General features: G+C 60.9%; 15 protein-coding genes. 9 read left to right on the top strand and 6 right to left on the bottom strand.

From position 1 onward, the window contains the following. The first annotated feature begins 31 nt into the window (after nt 1-31). The gene (locus tag LPW11_RS20230) at nt 32-481 is read left to right on the top strand and encodes a YiiD C-terminal domain-containing protein (RefSeq protein ID WP_230995673.1); all 450 of its coding nucleotides are present in this window, start codon (nt 32-34) and stop codon (nt 479-481) included. A 524-nt stretch (nt 482-1,005) separates the two neighbouring features. Then, nucleotides 1,006-1,686, top strand: a complete 681-nt coding sequence (locus LPW11_RS20225; protein WP_230995672.1) for a hypothetical protein — start codon at nt 1,006-1,008, stop codon at nt 1,684-1,686. A 110-nt stretch (nt 1,687-1,796) separates the two neighbouring features. On the opposite strand, the gene adeC is transcribed toward LPW11_RS20225, so the two are convergent. The 4 genes from adeC to LPW11_RS20205 all read right to left on the bottom strand — a co-directional run bounded on the left by adeC (nt 1,797) and on the right by LPW11_RS20205 (nt 8,440). Continuing rightward, on the bottom strand, nt 1,797-3,212 hold the full coding sequence (adeC, locus tag LPW11_RS20220) for an AdeC/AdeK/OprM family multidrug efflux complex outer membrane factor (protein WP_230995671.1): 1,416 nt from the start codon (nt 3,210-3,212) through the stop codon (nt 1,797-1,799). A 2-nt stretch (nt 3,213-3,214) separates the two neighbouring features. Then, nucleotides 3,215-6,379: an efflux RND transporter permease subunit gene (locus LPW11_RS20215; protein ID WP_230995670.1), complete on the bottom strand. Its 3,165-nt coding sequence runs from the start codon at nt 6,377-6,379 to the stop codon at nt 3,215-3,217. 79 nt (nt 6,380-6,458) lie between these two features. Beyond that, entirely contained in the window at nt 6,459-7,670 is a 1,212-nt protein-coding gene (locus LPW11_RS20210) for an efflux RND transporter periplasmic adaptor subunit (RefSeq protein WP_230995669.1), read from the bottom strand. A 197-nt stretch (nt 7,671-7,867) separates the two neighbouring features. Next, nucleotides 7,868-8,440: a TetR/AcrR family transcriptional regulator gene (locus LPW11_RS20205; RefSeq protein WP_230995668.1), complete on the bottom strand. Its 573-nt coding sequence runs from the start codon at nt 8,438-8,440 to the stop codon at nt 7,868-7,870. Nucleotides 8,441-8,837: 397 nt separating this feature from the next. Here LPW11_RS20205 and LPW11_RS20200 point away from each other — a divergent pair, with 397 nt between their 5' ends. The 4 genes from LPW11_RS20200 (at nt 8,838) to LPW11_RS20185 (ending at nt 13,037) form a co-directional block, all read left to right on the top strand. Continuing rightward, nucleotides 8,838-9,752, top strand: a complete 915-nt coding sequence (locus LPW11_RS20200) for a hypothetical protein (RefSeq protein WP_230995667.1) — start codon at nt 8,838-8,840, stop codon at nt 9,750-9,752. Nucleotides 9,753-10,030: 278 nt separating this feature from the next. After that, nucleotides 10,031-11,335, top strand: coding sequence for an ATP-binding protein (locus tag LPW11_RS20195; RefSeq protein WP_230995666.1), 1,305 nt, complete (start codon nt 10,031-10,033; stop codon nt 11,333-11,335). 11 nt (nt 11,336-11,346) lie between these two features. Further along, nucleotides 11,347-11,901: a hypothetical protein gene (locus LPW11_RS20190; protein WP_230995665.1), complete on the top strand. Its 555-nt coding sequence runs from the start codon at nt 11,347-11,349 to the stop codon at nt 11,899-11,901. A gap of 209 nt (nt 11,902-12,110) precedes the next feature. Beyond that, a complete protein-coding gene (locus tag LPW11_RS20185) occupies nt 12,111-13,037 on the top strand; it encodes a hypothetical protein (RefSeq protein ID WP_230995664.1) in 927 nt (308 codons plus the stop codon). Nucleotides 13,038-13,087: 50 nt separating this feature from the next. Here LPW11_RS20185 and LPW11_RS20180 read toward each other — a convergent pair whose 3' ends face one another. Then, a complete protein-coding gene (locus tag LPW11_RS20180; protein WP_230995663.1) occupies nt 13,088-15,877 on the bottom strand; it encodes a PAS domain S-box protein in 2,790 nt (929 codons plus the stop codon). A 185-nt stretch (nt 15,878-16,062) separates the two neighbouring features. Further along, the gene (locus LPW11_RS20175) at nt 16,063-16,848 is read right to left on the bottom strand and encodes an FRG domain-containing protein (RefSeq protein ID WP_230995662.1); all 786 of its coding nucleotides are present in this window, start codon (nt 16,846-16,848) and stop codon (nt 16,063-16,065) included. A gap of 261 nt (nt 16,849-17,109) precedes the next feature. Between LPW11_RS20175 and LPW11_RS20170 the strand changes: the two genes are divergently transcribed. The 3 genes from LPW11_RS20170 to LPW11_RS20160 all read left to right on the top strand — a co-directional run bounded on the left by LPW11_RS20170 (nt 17,110) and on the right by LPW11_RS20160 (nt 21,167). After that, a complete protein-coding gene (locus LPW11_RS20170; protein ID WP_230995661.1) occupies nt 17,110-17,274 on the top strand; it encodes a hypothetical protein in 165 nt (54 codons plus the stop codon). Nucleotides 17,275-17,291: 17 nt separating this feature from the next. Next, nucleotides 17,292-18,002: a C1 family peptidase gene (locus LPW11_RS20165; RefSeq protein WP_230995660.1), complete on the top strand. Its 711-nt coding sequence runs from the start codon at nt 17,292-17,294 to the stop codon at nt 18,000-18,002. 303 nt (nt 18,003-18,305) lie between these two features. Further along, nucleotides 18,306-21,167, top strand: a complete 2,862-nt coding sequence (locus LPW11_RS20160) for a right-handed parallel beta-helix repeat-containing protein (RefSeq protein ID WP_230995659.1) — start codon at nt 18,306-18,308, stop codon at nt 21,165-21,167. Nucleotides 21,168-21,586: the final 419 nt, after the last annotated feature.

Below are 21,586 nucleotides of genomic sequence, written 5' to 3'. Positions count from 1 at the left end.
CGGGACAGCCTCAGCGCGTAACGGGGATACCATGACACCTACAGAACTCCAGCAGTACCTGCATGAGAACATCCCGCTGTCCAAGGTCATGGAGGTTGCAGTTGTCTCTGTTACTGAAGACAGTGTCGTTCTCACTGCGCCGCTTCCTCCAAACATTAACCACCAGCACACTGTCTTTGGAGGGAGTGCGTCGGCGGTAGCTATTCTTGCAGCGTGGTCCCTGGTGCACGTCCACCTCTCCTTGGCAGGCATCTCCACAGGCATCGTGATCCAACGCAACAGCATGGAGTACCTGCGCCCCATGTGGGGGGCCTTCACCGCAACCTCGCACATTCCCGCTGCAGAAGATTGGAAGCGCTTTGTGCGCATGCTGGAACGTCGGGGCATCGGGAGAATTGTCTTACCTTCTGTTCTTCAGTACGAGGGAGAGATCGCTGGAGCCTTCGAGGGTGAGTTTGTGGCGACTCTCGACAGGAGCTAATACTCTATCGAAGGATATATCTTTCTGTCACTGACCACGCCTGTCCTCTTGTCTTTCCAGAAGCCCTTCCGTAGTTCGACTTTCTTTCTCTCCTAGTGGAAACTTACTACTCTTGACAGGTGGCTTTTACAGATTAAGCTGCCCTAAAGTACTCTATGTTATGTCATTGATACTGTCCCACGGAGGGCGTCGGCACATGCCACCTTTCTGCTAATCCACAGCGCCTTTGCTTGAGCCTACTGTTTTGCGTTGCAGGCGGTATCTCTGCGTGCACAAGGCGTTTCTCTGTCTACGTCTCTTACCATGCCACTATGCGCTGTCCTCGTCGACAGCAAAAAGGAGGGGTCTGAAGTCACAAAAGCATGCGGTGCAACGCATGGTCATCATTAGGATCTCTAACAAGGAGGAGTACGATGAAAGCAAAGGCACTGTTCAGCAGCACCTTGGTTCTTCTCTCCTTTTGTGGGACGATTGCAATCGCCGGCACGGCACCAAGATCAGGTGTCCAAGGCTCGGTGCATGATATGACCTTGTATGCTGCTCCCATAGGTGCATCGGACCCAGAGATATTGCAGGGGCGTGTATGCGCGTACTGCCATACCCCGCACCACGCCATCACAACGGGGAACGACTATCTCCCCCTCTGGTCCCACACCTTGCCGAACAAGACCTACACCCCTTACAACACCGCAACCATCGACGCTACGATCGACCCTCAAACGATGATGGAAGGCCCGAGCCTGCTGTGCATGAGCTGCCATGACGGCGCCATCGCAGTAGACACGCACTACGCTTTTACTGGCGGCAAGTACCTTACTCAGAGCGACACCGACTTCGCTACCCCGGTCATCGGAAAGGACGGCATCCTTTCCAACGACCATCCCATCGGCTTCGTCTATGACGGCATCAACAACGCCGACGGCGTCGCTACTGGACCTGTCACTGGCGATCCCCCCCTCGAGGCGCACGTTAAAGGGAAAGATGAGTGGGTGAGAATCTCCGACGCGACCTTCACAGGGAGCACCATGAAGATCGCGGACCGTCTCTACGCCAGCCAGACGAGGGGGGGCAGGCTGATCATGACCTGTGCTACCTGTCACGACGTCCACAACAAGAAGAACCAGGACGAGGCCAACGCCACCAACTACCTGCTGCTCGGGTCAAACCGCAACTCCGCCCTCTGTCTCTCCTGCCACATCAAGTAACGAACGAGAGCGGAAGTTGTACACACAAAAAAAGTGGCCGAATCCCTGAGAGGATCGGCCACTTTTTTTGTCCTACCGAAAGCAGTTGGATGTTGCTGTAGCGAAACGCGTTACGCGCCGCCGCCGAGAACCTTGTACAGGGTGACGAGGTTCGCGATCCTCGAGAGACGCAGCGAGATCAGGTTCTGCTGCGCGGCGTAGAGGGCGCGCTGGGAGTCGAGGACGGCGAGGTAGCTGTCCACCCCCTTCTGGTAGCGAGCTTCGGAAAGCCGCCGGGACGCGGCCGCGGCGTCGACCAGTGCCTGCTGCGCGGAGAGCTGGTCCTCCACGGTGCCGCGTGTGGCGAGGGCATCGGCAATCTCGCGGAACGCCACCTGGATCGACTTCTCGTACTGGCTCACCAGGATGTCCCTGTCCACTTCCGCCACCCTCAGGTTTGCCTTGTTAGCCCCCGCATTGAAGATCGGGATGCTGATCTGCGGTGCAAAGCTCCACAGTCCCGCCCCTCCCTTGAAGAGGTTGCTGAGCTGGCTGCTGCCGAGGCCGATGTCTGTGGTGAGCGTGATGCGCGGGAAGAACGCAGCGCGGGCCGCTCCTATATTCGCATTGGCACCTTTGAGGCGGTTCTCCGCTTCCAGGATGTCCGGACGGCGCTGCAGCACATCGGAGGGGAGCCCCGGCGAAACACCCTTCAGCGCGCTCACCACGTTGAGCTCCTGCGGCAGCAGTTCGGCCGGGACGGTGGCCCCTGCCAGGAGATCGAGGGCATTTCGGTCCTGCGCCACGATGGAGGTATAGCGGGCTATGTCGACGCGAGCCGCCTCCACGTTTGTCTGCGCCTGCCGCAGGTCGAGCTCGGAAGCGACGCCGAGATCGAAACGCTTTCTCGTGAGCTCATACGACTGCTGGTTCGTTGCCAGCGTCTCCTTTGCAAGCCTCAGGCGCTCCTGGTCCGCGCCAAGCGACAGCCAGGTGTTGGCGACCTCGGAGACGAGGGCGATCTGCGCGCTTCTGCGTGCCTGCTCCGTGGCGAGGAACTCTTCCAGAGCCCTTTCCTTGAGGCTTCTGATCCGCCCGAAGAGGTCGAGCTCATAGGCGCTGAAACCGACGGTCAGCGCGTAGGTGTGGGAGGTGACGGCATCCCCCCCCGCAAGCGTCCTCGGGGTGCGTGCCGCGACGTAGCTCCCGCCGGCATCGACGTACGGGAAGAGCTCGGAGCGCTGGATCTGGTACAGGGAGCGCGTCCTCTCGATGTTCAGCACCGCGACCCTGAGATCCCGGTTGTTGTCGAGGGAGAGGGAGAGCACCTTGCGCAGGCGATCATCGGTGAAGAAGTCCTTCCAGGCGATGTCGGCCGCCGCCTGGTCACCAGCCGTTCCTGCGGTGTTCTTGTAGGCGCCGCCGGTGGGCCAGGCTGCCGGCACCGGAGCCGCAGGTTGCTTGTACTTCGGTGCCAGCGTGGAGCAGCCGGTAAGGGAAAGGAGGGCACCGATGGCGATGCCCATGCTCAGATTGATCCTTCTCATTATCAAATGACCTCCGGGGCGTCCACTGAGGTGGCCGGTGCAGCGGCGGGAGCCTTTTTCCGGGCAAATGTCCGGGTGACGAGGACGAAGAAGAACGGTATGAAAATCAGGTCGATGAAGGTCGCCGAAAGGAGACCGCCGGTGACGGCGGTGCCGATGGCGTTCTGCGCGCCTGCCCCTGCACCCCTGGTCAGTGCCAGAGGGAGCGTACCGAAGAAGAAGGCGAGCGAGGTCATGATGACCGGTCTGAGCCTGATCTTTACTGCCGCAAGTGTCGCTTCCACAACCCCCAGCCCCTCTTTCATCTGATCCTTGATGAACTGGATGATGAGGATGGCGTTCTTCGTCGAGAGACCGACCGTGGTGAGGAGGCCGATCTGCAGGTAGACGTCGTTCGGCAGGTGCCGGAAGGTAACCGCCGTGACCGCACCCACCAGACCGAGCGGGAGCATGAGGAGGTTTACAAACGGTATCGTCCAGCTCTCATACAGCGCCGCGACGCTCAAAAAGACGACCAGAAGGGAGATGGCATAGAGCGCCGGAGCCTGCGCGCCCGCCTTCTTCTCCTCGTAGGAGAGGCCGGTCCACTCGTAGCCGATCCCCGGGGGAAGCTGGGCGGCCATCTTTTCCATTTCGGCCATCGCCTCACCGGTGGAGATGCCGGGGGCAGCCTGCCCCATGACTTCCACGGAGGGGAGGCCGTTGTAGCGCTCCAGTCGCGGCGAGCCGTACTGCCAGTGCGCGGTTGCAAAGGCGGAGAAAGGCACCATCTGGCCGGACTTGTTCGGCACGTACCAGGTGTTTATGTCCTCCGGCAGCATGCGGAACTTCGGGTCAGCCTGCAGGTAGACCTTTTTCACGCGGCCGTTCTGGATGAAGTCGTTCACGTAGGAACTCCCCCAGGCGGTGGCGAGGACGCTGTTGATGTCATCGAGGGAGACGCCGAGGGCGCCTGCGCGCACGTCGTCGATGTCGAGCTTGAACTGCGGCGAGTCGTCCTGGCCGTTCGGGCGTACCGCGACGAGCTTCTTGTTCTGCATCGCCATGCCAAGGAGCTGCTTGCGCGCCTCCATGAGCTTCGCATGGCCGAGTCCGCTGCGGTCCTGCAGCTGGAAGTCGAAGCCGTTTGCCTGGCCAAGCTCCACGACCGCAGGGGGGGAGAAGGCAAAGGCCATGGCGTCTCTGATCTGGGAGAAGGCCCCCATGGCGCGCCCCGCGACTGCCTGCGCCTTCAGGTTGGGGTTCTGGCGAAGTTTCCAGTCCTTGAGTTTCACGAAGGCGATCCCCATGTTCTGGCCGCGCCCTGCCCAGCTGAAGCCCGCCACGGTGATGACGGAGTCGACCGCATCCTTTTCCTTCTCTTCAAAGTGCTTCTCGATCTGCCGGATCACCGCGGTGGTGCGCTCCATGGTGGCGCCGGTGGGGAGCTGCACCATGCACATGATGAAGCCCTGGTCCTCCTCCGGGAGGAAGGCGGTCGGAAGTCTCAGGAAGAAGAAGACCATGCAGGCGACGATGGCGCCGTACACCACGAGGTAGCGCACCGGCTTCCCGAAGGAGCGCCCGACGATCCCTTCGTATTTCCCCCTGCTGAAGTCAAAGAGCCGGTTGAACCAGCGGAAGAATCCCTTGAACAGCCCCGATTCTCCCGGGTGATGCCCCTTCGCCACAGGCTTCAGCATGGTGGCGCACAGGGCGGGTGTGAGGATCATCGCCACCAGCACCGAGAGGATCATGGCGGAGACGATGGTGATGGAGAACTGCCGGTAGATGACGCCGGTAGAGCCGCCAAAGAAGGCCATCGGGATGAAGACGGCGGAGAGGACGGTCACGATGCCGACCAGCGCGGAGCTGATCTGCCCCATCGACTTGATCGTCGCTTCCTTCGGCGGGAGACCCTCCTCGGTCATGATACGCTCGACGTTCTCCACGACGACGATGGCGTCGTCCACGAGGAGACCGATGACGATGACCAGGGCGAACATGGTGAGGGTGTTTATGGAGTATCCGCCGGCCGCGAGGACGCCGAAGGTCCCGAGAAGAACGACCGGCACCGCGATCGTCGGGATGAGGGTGGCGCGGATGTTCTGCAGGAAGAGGAACATGATGCAGAAGACGAGGATGACAGCCTCGAAGAGGGTCTTCACGACCTCCTCGATGGATATCTTCACGAACGGCGTCGTGTCGTACGGGTAGACGGCCTTCACCCCGGCCGGGAAGTACTTCGACAGCTCCTCCATCTTGTCCTTGATGCGGTTTGCGGTGTCGAGGGCGTTTGCCCCCGCCGCCAGACGGATCGCCATGGCGCCTACGGGCTTACCCTTGTACCAGGAGAGGATGTCGTAGTTTTCGGTGCCGATCTTCGTCTCGGCGACGTCCTTCAGGCGAACGGTGGAGCCGTCCGGGTTGGTGCGCAGGATGATGGAATCAAACTGCTCCGGAGTCTGCAGAAGGCTGCGTGCGGTGATGGTGGCGTTCAGCTGCTGCCCCTGTATCGCGGGGGTGCCGCCGAACTGGCCGGCGGAGACCTGGGCGTTCTGGGCCTGCACCGCGGCGATGACGTCCTTCGTGGTCAGGTGGAAGTTGTTCAGCTTCGCGGGGTTCAGCCAGATGCGCATGGCGTTTTGCGAGCCGAAGATCTGCATCTCGCCGACCCCTTCGAGGCGGCTCACGATGTCCTGGACGTTGGAGACGAGGTAGTCGGTCAGGGCGTTTCTGTCCATCTTGCCGTCTTCGGAGACGAGACCGACGAGGAGCAGGAAGTTCCTGGTCGACTTCACGACCTGGATACCCTGCTTCTGCACGATCTGCGGCAGGACCGGCACGGCGAGCTGGAGCTTGTTCTGCACCTGCACCTGGGCGATGTTGGGGTCGGTCCCTGCCTTGAAGGTCAGGTTGATCGCCACAGCACCCGCGGAGTCGCTGGTGGAGGACATGTAGATCAGGTTGTCGATGCCGTTCAGCTTCTGCTCGATGACCTGGGTGACCGTGTCCTGCACCGTCTGGGCGGACGCGCCGGGGTACATGGCGTTGATGGTGATCTGGGGCGGCGCAATCGGCGGATACTGCGACACCGGCAGGGTCTTGACCGCCAGAAGGCCGGCAAGCATGACCATGATCGCCAGGACCCAGGCAAAGATCGGGCGGTTGATGAAAAAACGAGGCATTGGAGAAGCTCCTTATTCGTCTGCGCGATTCAATGGACGGCCCCAACCCTCCTCGGAGGGAGGGGCCGGAAAAACAGTCCTACTTGCTCGCCGTGGTGACCGGCTTCGCCCCCGGAGCGGGTGCGGCAGGCTGTGTCCCTTCCGGTTTCCCGGTAAAGGCTACCGCTTTCACCGGAGAGCCGGGACGCGCCTTCTGCAGCCCCTCGACGATGACCCTCTCGCCCGGCTTCAGCCCGTCGTCGACGAGCCACTTGTCGCCGACTGCGCGGGAAACCTTCAGCGTGCGCGGCTCCACCGTCTCCCCTGCACCCACGAGCATAACGGTGGCGTTCCCGGCAGGATCGCGGGTGACCCCCTGCTGCGGGATCATGATGGCGTTGTCGGCAACCCCTTCCTCGAGAATCGCCCTCACATACATCCCCGGGAGGAGAATCTGCTTCGGGTTGGGGAAGACGGTGCGCACGGTGAGGGAGCCGGTGCTCTGGTCGACGGTGACGTCGGAGAACTTCAGCGTGCCGGTGAGAGGGTAGGGGGCGCCGTTTTCGAGGACCAGCCGCACCTTCGCCTGGTCACCCTTCTTCATCTTTCCGCTGGAGAGGCTCTGCTTCAGCCTCAGGAGGTCGGTCGCCGACTGCGTCACGTCGACATAGACCTGGTCCAGGCGCTGGATGGTGGAGAGGGGGGCAGCCTGGTTCGCCGTCACAAGGGCACCGGTGGTGACGGAGGATTTCCCGATCCTGCCGGAGATCGGCGCCTTCACCTTCGTGTAGGCGAGGTTGATGCGCGCGGTTTCCACGGCAGCCTTCGCCGCCTCGATCTCCGCCTCGGCCTGCTTTAGCTGTGCAGAGACGTCGTCGTACTCCTGCCTGCTGACTGCATTCATCGCCACCAGCTCCTTGAAGCGCTCCGCCTTCAGGCGGACCGGGATGATGCTCGCCTCGGCGCGGCTCAAGGTCGCCTTGGCGCTGGCATAGGCAGCCTGGTAGGTGGCGGGGTCGATCTGGTAGAGGACTTCCCCTTCCTTCACGTCGGCGCCTTCTGTGAAGAGGCGCTTTTGCACGATCCCGCCCACCTGCGGGCGCACCTCCGCTACAAGATACGCGGAAGTCCTGCCGGGGAGTTCGGTGGTCAATGCCACCGATTGCGGCTGGACCGTCACCACCCCCACCTCGGCAGGCGGCATCTTCTGCTGAGACGGGCCGGCCGCGGCCTTCTTCTCGCAACCGGTCAATAACGCTCCCGTCACGAGGACGGCGGCGGCCAACACGCTGAGTCTGTAAACTGCTTTCATAAAAACCTCACCCCTTTGAGATCGTGCCTTTCGGCTATTCATCATGATGTTTCGAACGCTTGGACCAACCTGAGACCAAAGCTATAAAAGCGATTGCGATGCATACCCCGGCGTAGGAGAAAACCAGAAAATCCATCAGGTACCGAATCACCTTATGTCCCTCCATTCAAAATGAGCATTCATTCCGCAAATCCGCCTCACTTGCGGATCGCTTCCCAGCAGGCTTCCACACAGCTGTCGATGAGCTTTGCGTCGAGCTCGATGAAGTGCAGTATGTGGTCGCGCGAGATGTCGAGCAACGGGCAGAAGCCGAGGGCGAAGAGGACCGGGAGGGGAAGATCCTTCACCATCCCGGCCTTTGCCGCCTCGGTAAAGAGGTCGAAAAGCACGTCCTTCTCTTTGTTGCCGAAAAACTTCTCGCGCCGGTGTGCGATCCCGTACGGAGAGTTGTGAAACTGCTCAAGAAATCTGAACTCCAGAGGAGACGAGGTGCAGTATTTGACAAGAGCTTTCCCCATGTGGAGGAAGCGCTCCCGCACCGGCGCGCCTTCCGGATAGCCGTCCATGACTACGGCGAGAAAACGCTCCTCGAGAAAATGGTATATTTCCGCTATCAGTACATCCTTGCTTTCAAAGTACCGGTAGATGGTCCCGGCGGCGACGCCGGAGCGCTCCGCCACGAGCGCCATCGGGGTGCCGTGAAATCCTTGTTCTGCCACGATCTCGAGGGTGGCACGCATGATGGTGCACCTCTTGTCGACTTTCTCCATTGCTTCCTCCGGAATGAACGGTCATTCCGTTTTACCCCTTTCACTCTCACATGTCAACAGAGTTCATTAGGTTCCAAGGCCTTGCGCCGGAAGAACCTTATAATTCAAGACCTGACCCCGGGGTCAGGTCTTGAATTATAAGGTCATTGGTCCGGCTGCAGCTGCAGGGGAGACTGGAGAGGCTTTGCCGTGAGCCTTTGTGCACCCTGAAGTACGAGAGGGGTTGACAGGATGCCATTTGAGGGAGCATAGAAGAACGTTGTCGGGGTGATGGCGCAGATGGCGCCGGGCCTGGCGGAGTTCCCATTCTTTTGCTTTCCGGGAGTGAGAGATGCTGAGGTTGCTACAGTCTCTGTTCGGTAAAGGTCCATCGACAGGTCCTTACCCGAAAGGCCTTGTGAAGAGGGCGATCGAGCGGGCGGTGGACGGGACGGATCCGTGGATCCGCGCGGTGTCAGGGTACCAGAAGAAGCTCCGTCCCTCGGTCCTTCATGCCATTGATCATGTCTACTCCCTTGCCGACGGCATGACGCCTGCCATTGTCTTCGATCCCGCCCTCTACGACACGAACCCGCTGCTGCGCACTTTATTCATGTCCGCCGGGGAGATGCAGAGGTTTCTGGAGAGCGATGAGACGCTGGCGGAGTTTCGCCGCGAGCACGGCAGGGTAAAGGATGCTTCCTCACTGCACGGCATGCTCGTTGTGGAGAAGCAGGAGAAGAACGCCTTCGGCGTGGAGCGCTCGGGCAACGTCATCATGCGGGACGTGGCGCAGGTGACGGTGAGCTTCGAAGGGCACCGGCTCGTCGATCTCTCCTTCAAGGAGGAGGAAAGGAGTCGTCTCCTGAGGCGCCGGGCGTATGACCATCTCCTGAAGCTTGCCCTCGGTCGCCTGACCGCGGTAAAGACCAGGCGGGGGCGGCTGGAGAAACACAGGACCCTCCTGCGCTCCAAACTCGACCTCTTGCAACGGGAGGGGTGGGGATTCGACGACTCTCCCCGCGGCAAGCACCACGACGTGGCCGCCATCGAGGAAGATCTCCAGCGAATCGAAAAAGAGATTTTGGATGTGGGGGGGGATGACAAGATGCTGGAAGCCTACCTTGGAATAGTCGCCGACGTCCTGGGGAATGCCGAGAGCCACTTCTGGAGGAAAAAGGAGACTCTGATCGTCGACCGGATGGGTATCAAGCGCGGGGTCGCCGCCAGCGACGCCCCGGAGATCCCCCTCGACATGCTCTACAACATCGAGGGGCGCAGCCTTGCGGTCTCTTTGGTGACTCTCCCGATGGAGGTTGTGAAGGGGCGATAGCCCCCGCGCTCCGTGAATGCCTGCATGTACGCCGGGATAAGCCGGAGGCGTTCCAGGCTTCCGTGGGAATGGGGGCTGCCGGAAACGCTTCGCTTATTCCGGCCTACATGCGCCGCTTTCCTTTCCCGGCAACGGACTTTTTTACTCCTTCCCATGCCCTACCTCCCTTGAACCTCAACTTTTCTTGTCTCACATCCAAAAAACAGTACTATGCTCGGAAAGGGAGCACTTTTTCCCAATACGGCAGGGGTAGTTACGCTCAAGGCGGGGGGTAGATAATGGGGCACCTGGTAGGGAAGGATCTATTCCGGAAGCTTGGTGAGAAGATCGACGGGCTGGAGACGCGGACTCCGTGGAACGAGACGCTGTATGCGATCCTGAAGGAGCTCTACACGGATGAGGAGGCGGACCTCGTGGTGCGCATGCCGAACGGACTCTCCACTCTGGAGCGTCTGCAGCAAACGACGGCCATCCCCAAGGAGCGCCTGACGACCCTCCTGCATGGACTCGCCGAGAAGGGGCTGGTGCTCGACATCTGGGGAACTGATGCCTGGCACTATGCCCCATCCCCCTTCATCATCGGGATCATGGAGTTCTCGATGATGAGGACAGGCCCCGAGGTCAACACGAAGGTGCTCGCCGGCCTCTTTCACGACTACCTGCGGGGCTCTTTCCTGGAGAGCAACTACGGCCATGGGGAAGTGCACTCCATCTTTCGCACCGTTCCGCATGAGGAGGCGATCAGGGCGCCGGAACGCACCGAGATCCTCGACTACGAAAAGGCCGCTGCGCTCATCGCGCACTCCAAACGTTTCGCCATCGGGATTTGCGCCTGCCGTCACGAGATGATGCACCTCGGGAGCAAAGGGTGCGACGTCCCTCTCGAATCGTGCACCTCGTTCGATGTGGCCGCGGACCTGCTGATACGGCACAAGCTGGCACGGGAGGTCTCCCGTCGCGAGATGGAGGAGTGGTTCACCGAGTCGCGAAGCCGGGGCCTTGTTCTTACCGCCGACAACGTCCGCACCAATGTCCGCTTTGTCTGCCATTGCTGCGGCTGCTGTTGTAACCTCCTGAGAGGGATCAGCGAGTACGGCTATGGCAACATAATCGTCACCTCCAACTACATCGCGGCAGTCGATCACCCCCGGTGCGCCGGGTGTGGCAAGTGTGCCAAGGCGTGCCCCATCCGCGCGATCGCAATGACCTGCGACGAGCGCGACGCTGGAGGGAAGAGAACGGCCGCCGTCGATGACTCGATCTGCCTCGGCTGCGGTGTCTGCGCCCTGAGCTGCCGCAGCGGCGCCCTGACTCTGGCGCAACGGTCGCAGCGGGTCATTCATCCGGAAAACACCTTCGAGCGCATCATGCTGCAGTCGCTGGAGAAGGGGACGCTGCAAAATCAGATCTTCGACGACCCCAGTCGCATGGACCACCGGCTGCTGCGCGCCTTCGTGGGCGGGTTTCTCCGGCTGCCGCCAGTGAAGAAGGCGCTCCTTGGCGACAGGTTCAGATCGCGCTTTCTCGGCGCCATGAAGGGGGGGATTGAAAGAGAAGGGAAGGGGTGGATGCTGCAGCTCTAGAGGAGGTCATTGTGCAAATTGACTTTACAGGCGCAGCGGAGTTGATCGACAGCGCGGCACGCATCATAAAGACATTCACCGAGGGGCTGCGTGATGCTCTGAAGGCGAGCATAGAGACGGTGGACCTCGTGTCCGCCCGCACCGCTCAGAACAGGCTGAGGGAGGTGCACCGGCGGGCCCTTTTCCTCGTCAATCGCCAGGGCTTGATGCTGATGCCCTCTGCGGAAAAATATACCCAGATACCCACCGCCGAAAACTGGAGAGCGGTCCGTGAGGAGATCGTTGGGACGCTGAAGGAGGTCGAGGCCCTCTCCGGCGACCTCATGGCGCTGCGCGGTGATTTTCTCCTCGAGGAAACCTACCTCGGGCTCCTCGAGGCGATGACCAAGCGTGAGCATGCTCTGCGGGAAGTGCTCGAAATCTCGGAACCACCGACGACCCCGAACGAGATGGGGGCCTTCAGGGAGTTCCTGAAAAGCTACGTCGTTCTCGTGAGGGAACTGCAGCACATGAACATCAGCCTCGGAGGGTACATCAGGGCGCGGGAAGGGGGCGCAAAGGGGTAAACTTCGAGATAAAACAACAGGTCCGTGACGCCCGGCAAGGCAGAGGCGGCACGGACTCCCCGCCTCAGTGGGGCGGACGAGCTCGCCCGCATTAAATTCTTTGAACTTTCTCAGCAATCCATGCTACCTTGCTGCGCCAGTCGCGCTTCCCCCGGGCTTCCAGGGGAATGGCGGCGAAAGCAGTCTATTCTATTTGCTGAGGAGAGGGCATGGGACGATTTTTGTGCAATGTGATGTTACTTTTTGTGGTGCTATGTGCTTTGGCGGGGTGCGGCGGCGGTGGTGGTGGGGCATCTTCCTCCAGCAGCTCGTCGGGGGTGATTACGGGAGTGGCATGGTCGTTCGAAAACGAGTCGCCGGATCTCTCGGGTAACGTTGCCACCTGTTACCTGAACGTCCAGGTGAAGTGCAGCCCCTCCATTGCTGCAAGCGACATAGCAAACTGGGCAGTTACCGCTCCGACCGGCTGGGGATGGAGGATCTCCGGGGCGAACAGCGCCAAGGGAATTACCAGCAACGGGACGCCCTACATCGCGGCTGGTATGTGGTACGGCGCCGATATCAATGCCTTCCCGCTCGCCGGCAACTGGAAAGTGACCATAGTCCTGGCCAACGGTGAGGTTTCCTCGTACGATTTTGTGATGCAGGAGCCCGGCTCTACAGCCAACGCCACTCACGACTTTCTCTACACCCCTGAAGACTCGACCCCATTCTTCCCTGCGCAGTATATCGCGGCGCTGAAGCGTTTTCCTGCAGAGGGGTGCACCTTCAACTTCACCGGGAACAGCGTTGTCTCCAGCGGCTTCGCGTCGGCCGCAGCATCGTATCTGGCTGCGGAACCTCGTGCATACAACCTGTACCTGTGGCTCTATGACGGGAACTTCAGCTACGTCGGCTACTCCCAGCCGGTATATTCCCTCACAGACCACTCCGCCAGCGCTCTCATGACCCCGGACGGGGAAATCTCCCTCACGCCTGCGTCTGTCACGACCTCCACCGGTGCTGTAGATCTTTCCCAGGTGAGGTACGTAAGGGTAATCGCTGTGGACGGGGGGCAGTTCCCCTTGTCGGGGGCTCTGCTGTTCCACTACCGCTCCATATCGGCACCGGTACCGGTCGCGGCTCCACTTACCTAGTCTTCTTCGGATAATCTTCATGCGCCGCGCCCCGCTGGGGGCGCGGCACTCTACGCCGCCAGCGGGATCTCCAGCGTGAAGGTCGCGCCTTTTCCCGCTCCATCGCTGGCAGCGTTCAGAGTGCCCCCCATCTCCTGTGCCGCTAGCGCACAGCCGTGCAGCCCGAAGCCGTGCCCCTTCCTCTTCGTGGTGAAACCGTGGTTGAAGATGCGCGTCAGGTTCTCCTCCGGTATCCCTTCGCCGTTGTCCCCCACCGCTATCCGCAGTGTCGACTCTTCCGCCCCCCCCACCACTTCTACTCGCAGCTCAAGCCGGCGCGTTCCGTCACCACCGCGTGCCATGGCGTACACCGCATTCTTGATCAGGTTCACCAGGATGAGGAGGAGCCGCGCCTTGTCGAGCGGGATATGCCCGATGTCGCAGACCTCCCGCTCCACCGTTACGAAGTACCGCCGGATCGCCTCCGCGTTTATGTGGAGGGCGTCCTCCAGAAGGTCGCGCACCTGTACCGGTTGCACGATCCCGGAGGCGCCGGCATAGCGCTGCTGCGTGGCGATGACCTCCTCGATATGCTCCACGCTCTTGCGCAGCCGGTCGAGCTCATCGAGTACCTGCGCCTGCTCCTCCTTCAGAGCGTCCGCGAGCTTCTGCAGATAGTCCGGCAGGAGCCTGCCACGCTTCTCCTCCGTGAGAAAGCGCGGGAGATCTCCGGCGTTTGCGTTCAGAAGCGCCACTGCACGCGACAGCCCCGGTGCCTTCGAGGTCTGCACCATCCCGATGACCTGGCCGGCCGAGACGGCGACGCTGTTCAGCACGTTTCCCACGTTGTGCAGGACGTTCACCGCGATCTCCGCCATCCCCGCCTGGCGCGCGCTCGCCATGACCTTCCCCTGGGCCTCCCGCAGCTCCGTGATGTCGCGTATCACCGCCACCACGAAGCGGTTTCCTGCCGCATCCTCGTAGCGGGTCTTGCGGGTGAGGATGGTGAGGACGCTGCCGTCCGGTCCGTTGATGACCTCTTCATTCCTGTTGCTTTCGCCGCTGTCCAGAACGTGCCGGTCGATGGCGTTGAATACCTCTGCCTGCTCCAGCGGCACAAAATCGGAGTCCTTCTTTCCGAGGATTTCCTCGCGGTTTCGTCCAAAGAGTCTGCAAGCTGCATCGTTTACGAGGGCAAAGCGGCAGTCGTTGTCCTTCACGATGACCGGATCCCCGATGGTGTTCAGCACGCTGTTCAGGTACTCATGGGCCCTGCGCACCTCCTCCTCGGCTGTGCGACGGCTGGTTATGTCGCGGGTGACACCCTGGAATCCCGCCAGGGCATTGTCGTTGTAAATCGGGGTGCACACGATCTCCACCCATATTGATCCCTTCCTCGTCAGCTGTTCCGCCTGCAGTACAACCGTCTGCAGCCGTTCCCCGCGCCTGACAAGCTCGCGCTGCTTTTCCTCCATCGATCTGAACTCCTCGATGGAGCATGGTGAGAGGGTTTCCCAGAAAGGCTTTCCGAGCACCTCGGTGGCTGTGTACCCGCGCTGTCTCTCGTCCGACGGGCTTACATAGGTAAAGAGGTACCTGGGTGTGGTGCGCCAGAAGACGTCCTGCATGTTCTCGGCGAGGAGACGGTAATGCTCCTCACTGGCTGTGAGCGCCACCATCCCCTCTACCAGGGTCGCCGTCATCTGGTTCAGGTGGCGATATATCAGCCCCACCTCGTCTTGGCGGCCGGTCTCCGGGAAGAAGTGCGGCATGGAGAAGTCGCAACTCTTCATGAGCGGGACCAGTCTGCGCAGCGGAAAGATAAAGCGCCAGAGGTATACCAGCGAGGCGCTGAAGAGGAGGACCAGGTAAGCCGCCGTCTTCCACGCGAGCTGGCTCAGGAAGCTCCCGGTAAAGATCGAGCGCGGTACCTGGAGGACGATCCTGAACGATTGCCCCGGCGCTACCTCCACCTCCTTCACGCTGCTGTAGATCACTCCTTCCGGCGTCTTCAGGCGGCGAAACGCGTTTCCCCCTGCACCCAGCGCCTGGACCGCCAGGCGCTCGACGGCGAAAGAGTTGTCCCGCAGGGTAGGGGGGGCACTCAGGCGCGCGAGTCGCGCCACGAGCCTTGAGTCGGAAGTTGCCAGCACGTTTCCGCCGCCATCGGTGATTACTACGCGGGCTCCTGACAACTGTGAGGAGCATTTGGCAAGAAATGCAGAGAGATCCTTCAGCTCCAGGTGCACCCCCACCACACCGGCTCCCCTGCCGAGTCTTTTCACAGCGGTGATGCCGAGGGCCGAGGGGGCGCACAGGAGATAGGGCCGGCTCCAGGAGATCTTGCCGGAGGCGCTGCCGAGGGTGTACCAGGGACGGGTACGCGGATCGTATACTTCTTTTTCCTTCTTGCGCGAGAGCTCGCTCCCGTCAGGGGCGAGGGTGATCCAGGTGACGATACCAGGAGTGGTGCCGTCGTGCAGGCGGTTCTTCCACCCGGTGGGGGTCTGCAGCAGGAGAAAGCCGTTCCCTTCGGGATCCCCCTCTTTAACCGCGGTGAGTGTGCCGTAGCGTCGCAGTAACGGTATCGCCAGGTTGTTCACCGACTCGGGGCGCCTGAAGTCCACGCTCCCTTTTCTGTAACCCTCTTCAAGCTGGTCGAGGAGGGTCGCCGTGGCCGAGGTCAACTGCTGCACCTCGCCGGTCACCGTACGCTCGGTCTGTGTGAGGAGGGCCTGGGCCTGGACCGCTCCACTTTGCTCGGCGTGATAGTAGTCGAGCGTGATGAGCACGAGGAATAGCGCCGTGACGAGGGCGATGAACCCCTCGAGGAGTCCGAATCGAGTCAGATAACGATGCATGAAGTATCGACCTTTTGTGCGAGCCTGCGAAAGAGGGGCGCCCGTCGTAGCTGATGGTGAAGGGAGCGCTTACAGCGCCGCCATTCCCATATCGGAATCTGCCCGTTTTCCTTTAGCGGCGAAGATTTAGCCCCCGTGACGCGGTTAGTGACGAGGGGAGGTGAGGCGGAGAGCGCAGGCGGGCTTCAGGTCTTCGGGCTGTAGCGGCGCTTCAGCCAGCGACTCAGCCCGTCCAGTCCGGGAAAGAGGACCCGTTCCGTGATGTTCCCCTGATCGAGCTTGTCGCGGATCTCCCACTTGAGCGCCGCGGGAATGATGATCTTTCGCCCCATACCGGGGTGCTCTACGAGCCAGTCGTCCAGCCCCTTGCGCGGGTCGGACATGACGGAGAAGAGGGCGAACTGGTTTACGATGCGGTCGTCCAGGGAAGGTGGCTCGAAAAAAATGGCGATGCTGCGCTCCGCCATCTCCTCCAGCTCCGCCAGCGAGCTCACCGCCTCGGAAAGCATCTCCACGGTCAGCACATGGGCCCCCTCCAGATCGACTTTTTCCCTCAGGGGCGCGGGAAGCATCTGGTGCGCCTTGTCGTAGTTTATCGCCCAGATCGCCCCGTCGGTGGAGTACTTCTCGATGTTGGAGGTCGCAAAATGCATGGCGACGAAGGGTGAATAGGTCCAGTCGAGGATGCGGGTAGGGAGCCCGTAGTGCTGCGCCACGGAGAGCCAGTGCCACAGGGAGTCCCGCTCTGCGCCGCTGCGGTGCGCGTATTTCTTGAAATTTCTGAGGAGGTGCCGTTCGAGGGCCGCGTAGTCCCCCCCGAGCCGCATGAGCGTCGTGTTTAGGCGGTAGGCTGCATCGGAAAGCCCACGAAAGGCGTAGCGCGAGCGGAAGCGCCCGAGAGCGGGATTCCACGATCCCTCGAAAAGTTCACTCTGCAGTTCTTCCCAGCTGTGTACCGTCACGATTTCCATTCTTTAACCGTCCTTGTCTGCGCCTCTTTTATCCCGGGCGCCTTCTCCGTATCGGAACTTTCCGCCCCTTCTTGAGGCGCGTTTTCCACCGCGCTGCGCCCCCGCTCTCAATCAAAGAGGGCGAGTTGCCTCTTCCTCCCCAGTCTCTATTATCTAAGACGTGCAGACCATCCGGCTGCTACCGATCTTCATCCCTCCCGGACCTCTTCTTTGGGAATGCGGCCCCGCGAGCCGCAACTACAAAAACAGCAGGAGGAGACCATGACACAGATTGTGGGAATGGGCTGGATTCCGGATCACCCAGACATCAGGGACTACACCCCCGACCACCCTGCCATCAGGGGGATCATGCAACAGGCGAAGGAGAAGGGGGCGGGGAGGGGGGAGCCGAGCATGCGGCGCTGGAGAAGGGGTCGATCGACCTGAGGGAGTGGTGCTCCCCGGTGGAGAACCAGCTGACCCTCGGCTCCTGCACCGCGAACGCGGCGGCGGGGATGTATGAATACTTCGAGCAGCGAGCACAGGGGAAATACATAGACTGCTCCCGTCTCTTTATCTACAAGGTCACCCGCAACCTCCTGGGGTGGACCGGCGACACCGGCGCCTTCCTGCGCGCCACCATGGGGGCGCTGACCCTCTTCGGCTCTCCCCCTGAAAAGTACTATCCGTACTCCGTGCCGGACTTTGACAAGGAGCCGAGCGCTTTTTGCTACGCCTTTGCCCAGAACTTCCAGGCAGTGCAGTACTTCCGGCTCGACCCGCCGGGAACGAGCCCCACGAGCTTTTTGAACAACATCAAGAAGTACCTCGCCTCCGGCTTTGTCTCCATCATCGGCTTCACCGTCTACGACTCGATCTCGCAGGGGAGCGCCACAGGAAAGATCCCCTTCCCGGTGGCGACGGAGAAGGTACTCGGCGGCCATGCCATCGCCGTTGTCGGCTTCGACGATAACATGAAGATCAAGAACACCCTGAAGGGGGGGGTGGAGACCACAGGCGCGCTCCTGATACGGAATTCCTGGGGGACCGGTTGGGGCTCCGCCGGATATGGATGGCTGCCGTACGACTACGTCCTCAGAGGGCTTGCCATCGACTGCTGGTCCATGATCAAGGGGGAGTGGGTGGAGACAGGGCAGTTCGGCCTCCCGACCTGACGCTGACGATTCAGCAGGTAGTGCCCCCGAAGTGTGAGCGGTGTCACTAAGGGGGCACTTTCCTCCTTGACTATCGCCGCAAACCCTCGCTTGTGCTTGACACGCGTGCTAGTATGCAAACCCATCCCTCCCTCCCTACCTTTTTTCCCTCTCCTTAATTCTTCGCCATCAATAACTATCTAAAATGCTTACTTTTTTAAAGGCTGGGGCCGTTTCCATCGAGGCGATGGTGAGGAGAAACCAGATGCTGCTCTCTGGCAGCGATCTAGCGCTGCAAACATAAAGGTAAAAGGTGAGGAAGGTATGCGATCTTTCGATGTGAGAGCAGTCAAGGCAGTCATTCTTGCCATTCTGGTAGTAATCAGCATGGCCACGGCAGTGCAGGCGGCGGTGTACTACGTCGACGCAACGAACGGAAACGATTCCTACGATGGCATGTCCGCCAGCACGCCGTGGAAGACGATCTCCAGGGTCAACGGGAGTTCTTTTGCCCCTGGCGACAGCATCCTCTTCAAGCGCGGAGAGATGTGGCGGGAGCAGCTGACCCCGCCGTCATCGGGGGCGCTCGGAAGCGTCATCACCTTCGGCACCTACGGCACAGGCTCAAGACCTGTCATCAGCGGCTCCAATATCGTCAACGGCATCCCCTACATCATAAACGACACCTTCACCGGCAATGCGGTCAGGGGGTGGGCGGCAGGGCGCGGCACCGTTCAAGCCACGAACGACCACCTGGAGGCGGTCCTGGACGGCGTCGACAACAACTACGGCGACTACCTGACCAGAGACGTCCCTGCCATGAAGGAGGGGTGGCTCATGTACCGCTTCAGCCTCATCAAGGGGTACACCTGGACGAAGGACCAGGCGGTCGTAGGAAGCGGTGTCATCGACGGCGCCTACGTCGGGCTGATCAACGCCAACGGCGCGCCGGTCTGGCGGGTCAGGGTGGAGAGGGACGGCGGCTTTGACTACTATGTGCCGGCGGCCCCGAGCGTCCAGGACGGGATCTGGTATGACGTGAAGGTCCATGTGAAAGCCGCCAGCGCAGCGGGTGCCAACGACGGCGCGGTGCAGGTGTGGATAAACGGAGCGCTGATCTTCAATCTCTCCGGCATCGACAGCGATACGAAGACGCTGAAGAAAGTCAGCATGGGGAACACCTACTATGCCCCTGCTGGGTTGAGCATGCGGCTGGGGATCGACGACGTGAAGTTCGCCAACTGCGACATCAACGGGTCGGAGAGCGGGGGATGGAACGCCACCGGAGTCTCCGGCTCCGACGGGAGCGACATCTACCAGGGGTATGCCTTCTTCGACTCCAGCACCCTCTTTGAAAACAGGAGCGCCCTCAAAAAAGTGGCCTGGAGCACGGACCTTGCCACCACCGCCGCGCGTATGCAGGCGGGCACCTGGACGATCGACACCAAGAACTGGCTCCTCTACGTCATCCCCTCCACCCCGGTCCTTCCCGATTCCAATCTCTACGAAGCGAGCACCCGTGCCAACAGCATCCTCGTCAGCGGGAAGAATTACACCAAGTTCGAAGGGCTGGAGCTGAAGAACTCGGACCGCGAGTCGCTCCTCTTCATGAAGCTGACCGGGATAGAGATCAACGACATCGTCGCCCACCACAACGGATGCCAGGGAACGAACCTCTCCACGGTGCAGGGGCAGACGGTCAACGACGTCTACGTCCACGACTCCATATTCCGCGACTCCTCCTGGAACGGCGTCTCGGTCGACTGCTACTACGGCCCCTCCTCCAACATCACCATCGAGAACAACACGATCTTCAACAACATTCACAACGGGATCGATTTCAAGGCCGCGGCGAACTATACCTACAGCAACCTGAAGGTCACCGGCAACCGGTCGTATAGAAACGGCACGCACGGCCTGTACATGCAGAACTATACCGTCGGCGGCGCGAAGAACGCCACCATCGCCCACAACCTCTTCTACCGCAACTACGGAGCGGGGGGGTACATCCACAAGAACTTCACCGGCCAGGAACACAGCGGGATAAAGGTCTACGGCAACACCTTCGCCTACAACGGCGTCGACGGCGGGTTCGGCCCGGGTGTCCAGCTCGAGGCGGTGGACAGCGACATCCGTGACAACAACTTCTACACCGACAGCGTGACCGCATCGGGAAACTCGGAGTACCGCATCAACGGCTCGGGGAACAGCAGCGACTTCAACAACTCCTTTGACCGCGGTCGTACCGCCTATCTCTACTACAACGGCGCCTCCTACACCTTCCCCGCCTTCAGGAGCCTCGGCTTCGAGGCGCAGGGGAGCTCCGTCAACCCGAGGTTCAACGGGGAGTTCACCGACGACTACACGCTCAGGTGGGATTCCCCCTCCATCGACGCAGGGGTCGCCATTTCAGGGATCAGCACCGACATCCTCGGGAACCCCATCTACGGCACCCCCGATCTCGGGGCCTTCGAATTCCAGCCCCCCTACACCATGGGGTTCGATGCGCCCGACACCGCTTCCAACGTGCGGATCTACAGCGACGGGAAGTTCCGCAACACGCTTCCCCCTGCCGGGACCGCGGCACACCTCGTCATCGCGCCGAGCGGCGGCTTTACCTCCGGCAAGTACGACGAGTGGATGAATCTCGTCATCAACGCCTGGGAAACGAGCGGTGTCTTTGAAAAGAGCTGGCGGGAATCGAGTTCCACCATCGGGTACCTCCAGACCGCCCACACGGTCGGTGATCTGCAGCCGAGCAGGTACTATGCGGTCGCGGTCGACACGGTAACCGGCCTCGGCATCGGGGGAGCGGGGTGCTCCGCCGGTATCTGCCTCTCGGACGCGGAAGGAAAGATCTCCTTCACCTACAATGGCGGCTACAACGGGGGGACCCACACCTTCAGCGTCAGGGAGAGCGGCACCATCCCGAGCTGCGTAGCCCTTACCAATTCCGTCTGCTACCCCTCGATCAGCGCGGCCTACCAGTCGCTGTCTGAGGACGGGACGATACTGGTGCGCAACCTGAGTCTCACGGAGAACCTCACTTTCGACAAGAACATCAGCGTCTCCGTGTTCGGCGGCTATGATGCCGGGTTCACCAGCAAGACGGGGATTACCACCGTCAGCGGCAGCCTCTCCGTCACCACCGGCGCGGTCACCTTCGGGAGTTTCAGCATGAAGTAAGAGGAGCTGTTAACGGATCAGCAACGGCGCAGGAAAGGGCACGGTCACCCGGAGGGAGCCGTGCCCTTTCGCGTTATGGCATGCCCTTTCAAGGGAGAAGCCTCTTCCAAATCGCCCTCTCTTTGAACCTTTGTGCATTCCTTGCACAGGAGCCGACCGGCGTTGAATGACACCGGAGCGGGAAGTATCCGATTTGCCATTAAAAATTCCCAAGCTGCTTCGCCGTGTCATGGTACCGGTCTTGCGACTGCTGAAGGAACGACGCTGTCGCAGCTCCTTTCACAATGTGACCCTGAAGCCGTAAAGGAGATCTCCCTATGCGGCAACCTCGCACGTCTGATGCACCAGGACGAGGTCAAATCCACAGTTCGAGGAGGTGATGCACGGAAGCAGGTAGCAAGGCAGGAGATGCAAATCCA

The organism is Geomonas sp. RF6 (assembly GCF_021044625.1).
Taxonomy (GTDB): domain Bacteria; phylum Desulfobacterota; class Desulfuromonadia; order Geobacterales; family Geobacteraceae; genus RF6.
The sequence above is the reverse complement of the archived record's forward strand: the minus strand, read 5'-3'. Positions and strand labels throughout refer to the sequence as shown.

Excerpts from the sequence above, each read along its gene's own strand:
- LPW11_RS20230 (WP_230995673.1), top strand. The coding sequence starts at position 32 with ATGACACCTACAGAACTCCAGCAGTACCTGCATGAGAACATCCCGCTG.
- LPW11_RS20225 (WP_230995672.1), top strand. The coding sequence starts at position 1,006 with ATGACCTTGTATGCTGCTCCCATAGGTGCATCGGACCCAGAGATATTG.
- adeC (WP_230995671.1), bottom strand. The coding sequence starts at position 3,212 with ATGAGAAGGATCAATCTGAGCATGGGCATCGCCATCGGTGCCCTCCTT.
- LPW11_RS20215 (WP_230995670.1), bottom strand. The coding sequence starts at position 6,379 with ATGCCTCGTTTTTTCATCAACCGCCCGATCTTTGCCTGGGTCCTGGCG.
- LPW11_RS20210 (WP_230995669.1), bottom strand. The coding sequence starts at position 7,670 with ATGAAAGCAGTTTACAGACTCAGCGTGTTGGCCGCCGCCGTCCTCGTG.
- LPW11_RS20205 (WP_230995668.1), bottom strand. The coding sequence starts at position 8,440 with ATGGAGAAAGTCGACAAGAGGTGCACCATCATGCGTGCCACCCTCGAG.
- LPW11_RS20195 (WP_230995666.1), top strand. The coding sequence starts at position 10,031 with ATGGGGCACCTGGTAGGGAAGGATCTATTCCGGAAGCTTGGTGAGAAG.
- LPW11_RS20185 (WP_230995664.1), top strand. The coding sequence starts at position 12,111 with ATGGGACGATTTTTGTGCAATGTGATGTTACTTTTTGTGGTGCTATGT.
- LPW11_RS20180 (WP_230995663.1), bottom strand. The coding sequence starts at position 15,877 with ATGCATCGTTATCTGACTCGATTCGGACTCCTCGAGGGGTTCATCGCC.
- LPW11_RS20175 (WP_230995662.1), bottom strand. The coding sequence starts at position 16,848 with ATGGAAATCGTGACGGTACACAGCTGGGAAGAACTGCAGAGTGAACTT.
- LPW11_RS20170 (WP_230995661.1), top strand. The coding sequence starts at position 17,110 with ATGACACAGATTGTGGGAATGGGCTGGATTCCGGATCACCCAGACATC.
- LPW11_RS20160 (WP_230995659.1), top strand. The coding sequence starts at position 18,306 with ATGCGATCTTTCGATGTGAGAGCAGTCAAGGCAGTCATTCTTGCCATT.